The following is an 11,739-nucleotide window of genomic DNA, read 5'->3' as shown; positions in this document are numbered from 1 at the left end:
CGAAAAAGAAAAGCGAAAAAAGCTTAAAAACAATCTTTATTTTATAGAGATTGTTTTTATAATCTTTAGATAAATTTAACATAGATTTCACTTATATTCTTATAAAAATGCCTATAATAACATTAAAGGATGTGAGTGATATGATATACAAAGAATATTATTTTTCTGGTTTAATGATGTCCATCATTTCCTGTTTAGGTAGTCCATTGAGTTTAATTAATCTCATTCCTCTCATAAGTGCCTATCAGTTGATTCAAAAAGCAAAAGAGAAAAATCTTCCAGATGATTTATATAAACGTTTATCTTTTCTTTTTTATATCGCAGTGACATTAACATTGATGTCAACATTTCTCTATTTAAGTTTACAGTGGTGATTTTTAATCACCACTTTTTTGCATGATATAAACACTGACACTGCCATCATTGACTGGAAAAACACCATATCCCTGCTCATCAATCTCAACTCTTTGTTGATGATGACCTAAATAATCATAAAAAATCTGATGACAATAAGATGTCCCCACATACATCTTTAAAGACCCACCTTTTTGATTGGTCATGACACAAGCCAATCCATACATTTCACGTGTCCAGCCAATGATATGACGATCATAAAAATAATCATTTTGTTGACCATAGGCATAATGTTTTCTCAAATATAAAAGTTTATCCAATATTTCACTTTGCCCTCTGATAACCGGTTTTGCAATACCATAATAATCACCATAAAAAACACATGGATAACCATCTTTTCTTAAAAGAATAAGTGCATAAGCCAAAGGCTTAAACCAATCCATCACCCATGACTGTAAACCTTGCTGGGGCTGTGTATCATGATTATCCACAAACGTTACAGCATTCATACAAGCCTTTTGAACAAGCGTTCCTTCAAATATTTTAGACATATCATATTCGCCAAAACTATGTGATGCTTCATAAAAATGATAATGTAAAGGTACATCAAAAAGTGACATTCTACCACCTACCTGTTTTAAATAATGAAGCAGTTTTTGAACATCGCCATGCCAATATTCACCAACAGTAAATAACTCTTGATGAGTATATTGACGCATACAATCAAGCCAATGGCAAAAGAATGAAGCTCGAATATGTTTTACAGCATCTAGACGAAATCCATCCAGATGAGTCGTATCCCAATACCATTTTCCCCATCTTTCCAGTTCTTCTACAACTCGAGGATTAGAAAAATCCAAATCAGCTCCCATTAAATAATCGTAGTTTCCATTTTCATCATCAACCTGTGTATCCCAGTTTTTATCTTGAAACAAAAAAGTTGCATGACGCTTCGTTTTGGCATCATAGTCTATTCCATCAAAGCAAGTCCAGTCCCATGTAAAATCACTATATTTTTGATGTCTTTGAGGAAATGTAAATAATGTTGGTACACGAATCCATTCTTCCTGAACTTCTACATCATAACGATTTCTTTGATTCACTTCACTTGCCTTGACATCTTCATAACCATCGGCTCCCATCTTATGATTGAAAACAATATCCCCATAAACTTGGATATGATATTGATGTAATGTTTGAATTGCCTTTAAGTAATCTTCTCTTGTGCCATATTTGGTAGGAATACTTCCTTTTTGATCAAATTCACCTAAATCATATAAATCATAAACACCATAACCAACATCATTGCTTCCTGCCATACCTTTATAAGCTGGTGGTAACCATAAAGCTGTTATACCTATATCATGAAGATGTTTTGCATCTTCCTGTATCTTTTGAAATAAAAATGGTTGAGAAGGTAAATACCATTCAAAATACTGCATTAAAACTCCTTGTTTCATATCAATGCCTCCTACTTTGAGTATAAAGAAAAAAATCAAGAACTGCAATAAACAGTCTTGATTTTTCATTATTTCATTAACTGATTAATGATATTCATCATTTCTTCAATTTTTAAATCAGCATCTTTACTGCCAATAGCATCATGAACACAATGTTGCATATGAGCACCAATAATTTCTTTATTTGCACGTTTTAAAATAGCTTGAGTTGCCATAATCTGATTAGATATATCAATGCAATAACGATCATCCTCAATCATTTTGATAATACCATCAATCTGTCCTCTGGCAGTTTTTAGTAAACGTGTAATCTGCTTTTGATCAGCTTTCATTATTCAAAACCCTTTACACTATATCCTGCATCTTCAACAGCTTTGACTAATAGACTTTCTTCTATGTCATGATCTAATTGAAGATAAGCACAATGATTTTCTAAATCAACTGTTGCTTTGACACCTTCAATACTATTTAATGCCTGTGATACATGTTTTTGACAATGAGGACACATCATTCCTTCAATATTCATTTTCTTTTCCATTTGATTAACCTCCTGTTTTCTTATTTGATTTTGATATTTTGGTTTAAAAAATCTTAGTCTTAAGGCGTTGCTGACAACAAAGACTGAACTTAAACTCATAGCGGCTGCTCCAAACATAGGATCTAATAACCAGCCAAAGAATGGATAAAACAATCCGGCTGCAATAGGAATGCCAATCACATTATAGAAGAAAGCCCAGAATAGATTTTCTTTAATGTTTTTTAACACAGCATGACTCAATTCAATTGCATTGACAACATCTAATAAATCATTTTTCATTAAAACAATATCAGCAGAATCCATCGCAATATCCGTTCCTGAAGTCATCGCAATACCAACATCAGCACACATCAATGCTGGAGCGTCATTAATACCATCTCCAACCATGATCACACGTTGATTCTGTGCCTGTAAATCACGAATATGCTTTTCTTTATCCTGTGGCAATACTTCAGCAATCACTTGAATTCCCAGTTCTTTTCCAATAGCATTGGCTGTCAAACGATTATCACCTGTCAACATATAAACGGATAATCCCATTGCCTTAAGCTGTTCAATAGCTTTTGCACTTGTTTGTTTTAAAACATCACTAACAACAATCAAGCCAATGATTTGACCATCATAAGCATAATAAAGTGGTGTCTTTCCATGATTTGATAACTGCTGTGCCAATGCTTCAACGGGTGACAAATCAATATCATGTTCTTTCATTAAACGCTGATTCCCCGATAAAATCATTTTTCCATGAATCCATCCTTTAAGACCTTTACCCGATAACATTTCAAACTGTTCCACTTTCTGCAAAGAAATCTTCTTTTCTTTTGCATAGGCAACAATTGCTTTGGCTAAAGGATGTTGTGATGAATTTTCAATAGAAGCCGCCAGTGTCAACAGTTCATCTTCACTCATATGCAATGCTTCGATTTGTGTGACTTGTGGTTTCCCTTGAGTGATAGTTCCCGTTTTATCTAAAATGATGCTCTGTGCTTTAGATAATAATTCCAGATTTTCTGCCGATTTGATTAGAATACCTAGCTGTGCACCTTTTCCTGTCCCTACCATAATAGCCGTTGGCGTCGCTAATCCTAAGGCACATGGGCATGAAATGACCAAGACTGCAATGGCACATGTCAAAGCAAAATGGAATGTCTGCTGTCCCAGTGTCATCCATAAGATAAAAGTAACCAATGAAATCACAATGACAATAGGAACAAAAATACCACTGATACGATCTGCCAGTTTAGCAATCGGAGCTTTAGAAGAACTTGCTTCCTCAACCAGTTCAATAATCTGTGATAAAGTGGCTTCTTGACTTGTATGTGTCACTTGAACTTGAATATAACCTTCAACATTCATTGTCGCACCAATCACACGATCATTGACAGTTTTATCAACAGGCAAGCTTTCTCCTGTAATCATAGACTCATCAATAGAAGTCTGCCCATCAATAATGACTCCATCCAAAGGAATGCTTTGCCCTGATTTAACAACAACAATATCTCCTACTTGAACATCTTCAATAGCGACTTCTTTTTCTTGACCATCTTTTAAGATTGTCGCCACAGATGGCATCAGATGAATCAACTTTTCAATGGCCTCAGTTGTTTTCTTTTTAGAGCGTGATTCTAAATACTTTCCTAATGAAATGAGTGTTAAAATCATTGCAGCTGATTCAAAATAAAGCTGCATCATATATTGATGAGCTTGATGAATCTGTCCATGCCCCAAATCATAACCCATCATGAAAATAGCATAAATACTATAAATCGCTGCTGCTAAAGATCCCATCGCAATCAATGTATCCATATTAGGACTACGATGCCATAATGATTTGAAACCTCTTTGAAAATAACCACGATTGATATACATAACTGGCAAAGTTAAAAAGAGCTGTGTTAAAGCAAAAACCATCATATTGCTTTCACCAACAAGGAAAGATGGTAGTGGTGCTCCCATCATATGTCCCATTGAAATATAAAACAAAGGAATCAAAAAGGCAAAAGAAAGAATCAAAGATTTTTTCTTATCATCAACTGTTTCTTCTTGTTTTTGTGCTTGAACACTTTGTGTTTCCAAAGCTGCTTTATATCCTGCATCTTCAACAGCTTTTTTAATCATAGCATCATTGACTTTATTTTCATCATAATCAACGACCATACAATTACTTAAAAGATTGACATTGACATCTTGAACACCATCCAGATGCCTCACTGCTTTATCAACATGAGCACTACATGCACTGCATGTCATCCCCATCACATCATATTTCTGTTTCATATAACACCTCCTACACCCCCGCGGGGTATATTATCATTATACACATATTTTTGTCAGATGCAAAAGAAATGATAAAAAAACTATATCAATCATGATATAGCTTATCAAAGAGTTGTATGATAACGATAACCTGTTTCAAAATCAACAAGATTTTCAAGTTCTTCTTGGGCTTTTAAATGATGCAGATTTCTAATCACAAGTTCTGTATAATAATGTCTGGCACTCTCCCAAACATATCCTCCAGATACATGTGGTGTCAATAAGACACGTTCCTGTTTCCAAAGGGGATGTGCTGGTGGTAAAGGTTCTTCCTCTAAAACATCTAATCCCACACCATAAAGATGTCCACGATTTAAGACTTCTATTAAATCAGAAGTTGCTATAGCACTGCCTCTACCTACATTAATAAGAACAGCATCCTTTTTCATACGTAATAATTTTTCTTTATCAAATAAATGATATGTTTGTAAGGATTGTGGTAAAGCTAAAACCACAAAATCTGCACGTGGTAAAACATCATCTAAGGATTCAGTTGTATAAATTTCATCCAACACATCTGGACATTTAGATTTTCTACGTTTAACACCAATGATATAACATTCAAATGCTTTTAAGCGTTTTGCAATCGTATAACCTAAATCCCCTAATCCAACAATGACAACAGTTTGACGATAAAGTTCTTTTCCCTGTTGATGAGGTTGCCATAAGCCTTGATCCATCTGATGAACATATGTCTTAAAATTCTTATTAATCGCAAAAATCATTCCCAGAGTATGTTCTGCAATAGCACAGCCATATGTACCAGAGGCATTAGCTAAAAGTGTCTGCGGTGATAGAATCCCTTCTTTAACATAAGCATCACTACCAGCACTATTTAATAAGATAGCCTGCAGATGTGGACGATGCAGATCAAGTGATAAAGGTGGATTGCCCACAATGACATCACATTGATCAACCATAACTTGTGTCACACTTTTTGTTGAGGCATATATAAAGTTATCTTCTAAAAAGCATTGTTCAATGCGTTCAAAGTTTTCTTTTTGTAATGGAGCTAACATTAAAACTTTCATAACAATCCTCTATTCATTGACAATAAATTCACGATAAATAGCTTTAATAGCTGGTTTAAAATAGCAGTTACGTACCCCAATAATAATATTTAACTCACTTGATCCCTGATCAATCATTTTAATGTTAATATTTTCTTTAGCCAAAGCTTTAAAGACACGTGCTGCTGTTCCTCGACTGGCTTTCATTCCTCTACCCACAACCGCAATCAAAGCCAAATCTGATTCCAATACAATAGAATCTGGATGAACTTGACGATGTAATCCTGCTAAAATATCCTGTTCCTTATCAATAAATTCCTCCGTATTCACAATAACTGTCATCGTATCAATTCCTGAAGGCATATGCTCAAAAGAAAGATGATGATCTTCAAAAACCTGTAAAACTTTACGACCAAAACCAATTTCCGAATTCATCATATCTTTTTCAATCATGACTGTCGCAAAACCTTGCTTTCCTGCAATTCCTGTAATCACATGTGTTGGTTTGTGACAAGTACTTTCAACAATGAGTGTTCCCTGATCTTCGGGACGATTTGTATTTTTAATATGAATAGGAATTCCTTCTTTACGTACAGGAAAGACTGAATTTTCATGAAGAACAGAAGCCCCCATATAAGACAATTCTCTTAATTCTTTATATGTAATAGTTTCAATCACATCTGGATTTTTAACAATACGAGGATCAGCAATCAAAAACCCTGATACATCCGTCCAGTTTTCATATAAATCTACTTTCCCATTTTTCGCAACAATAGAGCCTGTTACATCAGATCCACCCCTTGAAAATGCCTTAATTTTACCACTTCCATCATTGAGTGAACCATAAAAGCCAGGAATCACAGCATAGGGTGTTTCAGATAGTTTTTGTGAAAGAATCGCATCCGTCTTTTTGACATCATAACGTCCTTCTTGGTCAATAAATATAACATCTTTAGGATCAATAAATTCAAAACCTAGATAAGCTGCTAATATTCGACCATTTAAATATTCGCCACGACTCACAACATAGTCTTCACTAACACCATTTTCTAAAGCTTTTTGAATAATCGTAAACTCATCTTCTAAAGACAAATCTAATTGTAAACCCTCAATAATATCTAAGAAACGCTCTTTCATTTGGTCAAAGTATAAATGAAATTCATTTTTTGTTTTCGCATAAAAAATCTTATATAACAAATCTGTGACCTTTGTATCTTCTTTAAATCTTTTTCCGGGTGCACTTGGCACAACAAAGCGTCTTTCTGGATCACTTTTAATAATATTATATACTTTTTGAAACTGGGTAGCATCCGCTAAAGAAGAACCCCCAAATTTTACAACTTTACTCATCAAACCCCTCCATTTCTAACAATAGGATACATGATTATGAAATTTTATTCAATATTTAAAGAAAAAATATCCCATTTCTGAGATATTTTCTATCTAAAAACAATTTCTCCCTTGATATCATCCATATGATCAATGATAGCTAAAGATTCTAAATGATAGCCTAATTCTCTAATCTTCTTTCCACCACTTTGGTATCCCTTTTCAATCACAATACCAATCCCTTCTACAGTTGCCCCAGCTTGATGAATCAAATCAATTAATCCTAAAACTGCACAACCATTGGCTAGAAAATCATCAATAATTAAGACATGATCATTTTCATTTAAATACTGTTTTGAAATCACAACATCATTTGTATTTTGATGTGTAAATGATTCTACTGTTGTATGATATAATTCATCAGAGATATTTGATGATTTTGATTTTTTTGCAAAGACAACAGGTACATTTTGAAAATGTCTGGCTGTCATGACAGCTACACCAATACCACTGGCTTCAATCGTTAAAATTTTATTAATGGGATGTTTTTGAAAAAGTGTTTGAAACTCTTTTCCCATTTCATCTAAAAATGCAACATCAATCTGATGATTTAAAAAACTATCGACTTTTAAAATATTTCCTTTTTTTACAATACCTTCTCTAATAATTTTTTCTTCTAACGCTTTCATAATTCTCCCTTTTGTTGATAAACAACTTTAAATATTTCTTTTTTTATCATTTGATATTGTTGATCATCCATGACCTTTGGATATGTCATGAATGTCAATTGAACTGAATGATCATTTTCTCTAAATGTGGGTTGTATATACTGATAAGGATTTAAAACAAATCCCATTCTTTCATAAAACTGGATACGTTTTCGAGATATTTCATCATGGGGAACTTCTACTTCTAAAAATAAGAATTTATCTTTATATAAATAACAAAATTGTTGTAGAAAGTATGTTCCTAATCCTTGACCACGCATCTTTGTTTCAATTGCAAAGTTTTCTAAATAAACACAATTTTCCAATTCCCATACAATCATTGCCCCTTGTAACTCATTATGTTCATATTTTGCATAAATGCTAAATAGATTTTGTTGAAATAACTTTTTCATCTGTTCATAGGGTCTTAACTCTTCCAATACAAAAGATCGCTGAAATAAATGATAAACATCATCAAACTGTGATATAGATATTTTCTCCATTGTTTCACCACCTTATATCCATTCTAGCATAATCCATTCAGGATACCAAGTCTGCTTGTTCAAGTTGTAATAAAAATATCTTGACATCAATGTCTTTTCCATAGCCACCTAATTTTTGTGATGAACCAATGACACGATGACATGGTATAAGCAGTGAAAATGGGCATTCACGCAAAGCACTTCCAACAGCCCTATAAGCCCGCGGATGTCCAATCTTTTCAGCGATATCACGATAGCTTCTTGTTTGACCATATGGAATGTCCATAACAGCCTGCCAAACTTTCTTTTGAAAAGCTGTTCCTTTTAAAAATATATAATGAAAATCAAAAGATTGTCTTCTTTTTTGAAAATATTCTTCAATCTGCTTGGCTATATTTTTTAAACAATCTGTGTTTTCATAAATACCATTTTCTAAAAGGATTGGTTGACCACAATAAATAATGGCTTGATCTTTACAGGCAATCATTATTTTCCCAATAGGAAATGGATACTGATAATAATAAATTGTCTTATTCATCTGGCATTTCTTTGGCATATTCTAAAGCTTTTTTCGAAAAAGTCTGAGATGCCTTTTGAAGATTTTGTTTCAAATCAGAAAGTTTTTCTAATTGTAATTCCTTATGACGCACCAGACATTTTCCATTGACAAAAACAGTATCTACCTGGCTTGGATTGGCACTATAAACCAGTGCTGAATAAGGATCATAAAGTGGATACATATTCACTGAATCTGTTTCAACAATGATAAAATCTGCTTTTTTCCCCACTTCTAATGAACCAACCAGATGATCAATATGTAAGGCTTTTGCACCATGAATAGTTGCTAAAGAAAGGATATCCTGTGCATGAAATGCGCCACGATCATGATTCACAGTTTTATGAACACAGGCAATCATTTTCAACATTGAAAAGAGCTCTAAAGTATTCCCACTTGATGGTCCATCTGTCCCTAAACCAACACTCACGCCATTTTCTAATAGTTCTTTTAAAGGCATAACTCCTTTTGCTGCTTTTAAATTAGAAACCAAACAATGTGCAATACCACTCTTATTTTTTTGAATTAACTTTATATCATCATTATTGATATGAATACAATGCGCTAGAATAACATTTTGATCCAATAAATCATAATGATCTAAAAATGCTGTTGGTGTCATGTGATACTCTTTTTGGAAATAATCCATCTCATAATCCAATTCACTGGCATGCAATGATAAAGGCACATTGTATTGTGTTGCCAATTGATGAGCAAGCTGAAGATGTTCTAAATCATTTGTATTTGTTGCATGTGGAGCAATAAATGGAACAATCAATGGATGATTTTTCCATCGAGGTATAAACCATCGACAATAATCTAATCCCCCATAAGCTTCTTGACTATCACAGCTAGGGAAATCAACAATCGTTTCTCCAACAAAACCTCTCATTTTCATTTCATCAGCTGCTTTTGCGACTTCATCTTCAAAATAATACATATCCATAAATGTTGTAATCCCTGACAACAACATTTCAGCCATAGCATACTTGGAGCTATGATAAACAAGATCAGCAGTCATATATTTGGATTCCAATGGAAATAAGAAGCGACGTAAGCGATCAGGACAATCATCACCTAGCCCACGAAAAGGAATCATTCCTAGATGCGTATGGATATTAATCATACCTGGTAATAAAATACCATGATGTCCATCTATGCATTGATCATATTTTTGTATACATGTTTTCCCTATTTCAATTATATTTTCATCATCAATGAGCATTTGTCCATCTTCAATGACATCAAAATGTTCATTCATTGTTAAAATTGTTACATTTTTAATCAACGTTCTCATAACTTTCCTCCATGAGTGGCACAATTATCTGATGATAAGTATCCAACATCCCATAATCAGTCACTTTCAGTTCTGGTGAAACAGGTAGAGATAATGTGGATAATGACATAATCACATTATCATGAACATATCCTAAATCTTCCATCGCTTTTCTGACTTGTCGTAAATCTTGAGCTAATTCTTTTAATGGCTGATCACTGACAATACCACCAATATTTAATACAGTGTTGGCTTGAATTTTTTGATTTTGAACAACCAGATATCCACCTTGTTGTTGGAGAAGCTGATGTTGTGCAATAACCATATCTTCAATACTATTACCTAAAATCATGATATTATGATGATCATGTGCCCAGCTTGTCGCAACTGCACCTTTTGTTTGTAATGTATTTTTCACCAAAGCATGTGTAATATGTCCATTTTTTTGATATCTTTCAAAAATAGTCAATAAGCAAAGTCCAGCACTTTGATAATCTACATAGCCATCTTTGACTGGTAATTTCATTTGCAGATGCTTTGTAAAAGTGGAATGTGGCTGTACTTCCATAACATGACAAAGAACTTCTTTTTTTGATGATGGTATCATAAAATCTTCATTCTTTGCTTGTCTGGCATAAAGTGAATGGTAAAACTCTTGTGGAAAGTGTGACTGTTGTTCTTGGATTTCTATTTGTTTTGTTTGATGATAAACACATTGTCCTTTTTTATACACACTATCAATAGAAAAAGAATATAAATCATCCAATAAGATAAAATCCGCTATTTTCCCTGGGGCAATACATCCACGATCAATCATATGCATACGTCTAGCTGGTGTATAAGTGGCACAATAAATAGCTTTTTCAATTGGCATACCTAAATCATAAGCTAATTTGACCAAAAGATTCAAATGTCCCTGCTCTAACTGGTCAGCCATCACATCATCCGTCACCAATGCAAAATATTCATAAAATTGATGTTCTACCAATGTACGAATCGTATCTGCATTCATTGATTTTCTTTGAATTTCCAGAAACATGCCATTTTTTATCTTTTCAACAATGGATTCTGGTGTCTGTTGGGTATGATCTGCATCAACCCCCTGATAAATATATCGTGCTAAATCAAGCCCCGTAATTTTAGGACAATGTCCTTCAATAGGTAACTGCCATCTTTTTTCATGACAGGCTTGAATAATCTGATTAATGAGTGTATCTTGCCCACCAACCAAATCTTTAAAGTTCATGACTTCACCCAAACATAAAATACGAGGATTCTCTAAAAGCTGTTTGACATCATCTACATCTATTTTTCCTCCTGTTGTTTCCAAATGTTCATTGGTAGAAGGAACAGAAGAAGGAATTCCATAAAAAATATCCAATGTTGTGTCATTGGATATCATCGTTTCAATTCCACGTATTCCAAAAACATTCGCTATCTCATGTGGGTCAGCAACCACTGTTGTGACCCCATGAGGTAATACTGCTTTGGAAAATTCACCAGGAACTGTCATAGAACTTTCAATATGCATATGAATATCAATCAACCCAGGAATCATGTACTTACCTTGTCCATCAATCACTTCTTGACTTTCAAGTGGTTCATCATCACAAATATAATAAAATTTATCTTCTTGAATATAAACATTCTTTTTTTCAAAACTTTGTGTAAATGTATTATAAACCTGTACGTTTTTGATGAGTTGATTCAT

At 33.7% G+C, this 11,739-nt stretch carries 11 protein-coding genes; 1 reads left to right on the top strand and 10 read right to left on the bottom strand.

Translation table 11 applies throughout. The features are described from left to right. Nucleotides 1-140 precede the first annotated feature (140 nt). Complete coding sequence (locus B5E75_RS08985) at nt 141-374, top strand: hypothetical protein (protein WP_087358515.1); 234 nt, start codon at nt 141-143, stop codon at nt 372-374. 3 nt (nt 375-377) lie between these two features. On the opposite strand, the gene B5E75_RS08980 is transcribed toward B5E75_RS08985, so the two are convergent. The 10 genes from B5E75_RS08980 to B5E75_RS08935 all read right to left on the bottom strand — a co-directional run bounded on the left by B5E75_RS08980 (nt 378) and on the right by B5E75_RS08935 (nt 11,739). Beyond that, the gene (locus B5E75_RS08980; protein WP_087358514.1) at nt 378-1,814 is read right to left on the bottom strand and encodes an alpha-amylase; all 1,437 of its coding nucleotides are present in this window, start codon (nt 1,812-1,814) and stop codon (nt 378-380) included. A 68-nt stretch (nt 1,815-1,882) separates the two neighbouring features. Continuing rightward, nucleotides 1,883-2,146, bottom strand: a complete 264-nt coding sequence (locus tag B5E75_RS08975) for a metal-sensing transcriptional repressor (protein ID WP_087358513.1) — start codon at nt 2,144-2,146, stop codon at nt 1,883-1,885. Next, on the bottom strand, nt 2,146-4,629 hold the full coding sequence (locus B5E75_RS08970; protein WP_087358511.1) for a heavy metal translocating P-type ATPase: 2,484 nt from the start codon (nt 4,627-4,629) through the stop codon (nt 2,146-2,148). The genes B5E75_RS08975 and B5E75_RS08970 overlap by 1 nt, the downstream gene beginning before the upstream one ends. 104 nt (nt 4,630-4,733) lie before the next feature. Beyond that, nucleotides 4,734-5,699 carry a D-2-hydroxyacid dehydrogenase gene (locus B5E75_RS08965; protein ID WP_087358509.1) on the bottom strand — a complete coding sequence of 322 codons (966 nt, stop codon included), beginning with the start codon at nt 5,697-5,699 and terminating at the stop codon, nt 4,734-4,736. A 9-nt stretch (nt 5,700-5,708) separates the two neighbouring features. Beyond that, a complete protein-coding gene (locus B5E75_RS08960) occupies nt 5,709-7,028 on the bottom strand; it encodes an aspartate kinase (RefSeq protein ID WP_087358507.1) in 1,320 nt (439 codons plus the stop codon). Nucleotides 7,029-7,117: 89 nt separating this feature from the next. Continuing rightward, nucleotides 7,118-7,696, bottom strand: coding sequence for a xanthine phosphoribosyltransferase (locus B5E75_RS08955; protein ID WP_087358505.1), 579 nt, complete (start codon nt 7,694-7,696; stop codon nt 7,118-7,120). Next, the gene (locus B5E75_RS08950; protein WP_087358503.1) at nt 7,693-8,217 is read right to left on the bottom strand and encodes a GNAT family N-acetyltransferase; all 525 of its coding nucleotides are present in this window, start codon (nt 8,215-8,217) and stop codon (nt 7,693-7,695) included. The genes B5E75_RS08955 and B5E75_RS08950 overlap by 4 nt, the downstream gene beginning before the upstream one ends. Nucleotides 8,218-8,254: 37 nt before the next feature. Continuing rightward, a complete protein-coding gene (locus B5E75_RS08945; RefSeq protein WP_162607667.1) occupies nt 8,255-8,734 on the bottom strand; it encodes a methylated-DNA--[protein]-cysteine S-methyltransferase in 480 nt (159 codons plus the stop codon). Next, nucleotides 8,727-10,049 carry an amidohydrolase gene (locus tag B5E75_RS08940; RefSeq protein WP_087358499.1) on the bottom strand — a complete coding sequence of 441 codons (1,323 nt, stop codon included), beginning with the start codon at nt 10,047-10,049 and terminating at the stop codon, nt 8,727-8,729. Before B5E75_RS08940 ends, B5E75_RS08945 begins: the two co-directional genes overlap by 8 nt. Beyond that, nucleotides 10,033-11,739, bottom strand: coding sequence for an adenine deaminase C-terminal domain-containing protein (locus B5E75_RS08935; RefSeq protein ID WP_087358497.1), 1,707 nt, complete (start codon nt 11,737-11,739; stop codon nt 10,033-10,035). The genes B5E75_RS08940 and B5E75_RS08935 overlap by 17 nt, the downstream gene beginning before the upstream one ends.

The organism is Massiliimicrobium timonense (assembly GCF_002160865.1).
Classification (GTDB): Bacteria; Bacillota_I; Bacilli_A; order Erysipelotrichales; family Coprobacillaceae; genus Allocoprobacillus.
Note: the sequence above shows the minus strand (reverse complement) of the source record. Positions and strands in the feature narration are given on the sequence as shown.

Bases quoted from the DNA above. Each gene is read 5' to 3' on its own strand.
- B5E75_RS08985 (WP_087358515.1), top strand. From the start codon at position 141: ATGATATACAAAGAATATTATTTTTCTGGTTTAATGATGTCCATCATT.
- B5E75_RS08980 (WP_087358514.1), bottom strand. From the start codon at position 1,814: ATGAAACAAGGAGTTTTAATGCAGTATTTTGAATGGTATTTACCTTCT.
- B5E75_RS08975 (WP_087358513.1), bottom strand. From the start codon at position 2,146: ATGAAAGCTGATCAAAAGCAGATTACACGTTTACTAAAAACTGCCAGA.
- B5E75_RS08970 (WP_087358511.1), bottom strand. From the start codon at position 4,629: ATGAAACAGAAATATGATGTGATGGGGATGACATGCAGTGCATGTAGT.
- B5E75_RS08965 (WP_087358509.1), bottom strand. From the start codon at position 5,699: ATGAAAGTTTTAATGTTAGCTCCATTACAAAAAGAAAACTTTGAACGC.
- B5E75_RS08960 (WP_087358507.1), bottom strand. From the start codon at position 7,028: ATGAGTAAAGTTGTAAAATTTGGGGGTTCTTCTTTAGCGGATGCTACC.
- B5E75_RS08955 (WP_087358505.1), bottom strand. From the start codon at position 7,696: ATGAAAGCGTTAGAAGAAAAAATTATTAGAGAAGGTATTGTAAAAAAA.
- B5E75_RS08950 (WP_087358503.1), bottom strand. From the start codon at position 8,217: ATGGAGAAAATATCTATATCACAGTTTGATGATGTTTATCATTTATTT.
- B5E75_RS08945 (WP_162607667.1), bottom strand. From the start codon at position 8,734: ATGAATAAGACAATTTATTATTATCAGTATCCATTTCCTATTGGGAAA.
- B5E75_RS08940 (WP_087358499.1), bottom strand. From the start codon at position 10,049: ATGAGAACGTTGATTAAAAATGTAACAATTTTAACAATGAATGAACAT.
- B5E75_RS08935 (WP_087358497.1), bottom strand. From the start codon at position 11,739: ATGAATCAACTCATCAAAAACGTACAGGTTTATAATACATTTACACAA.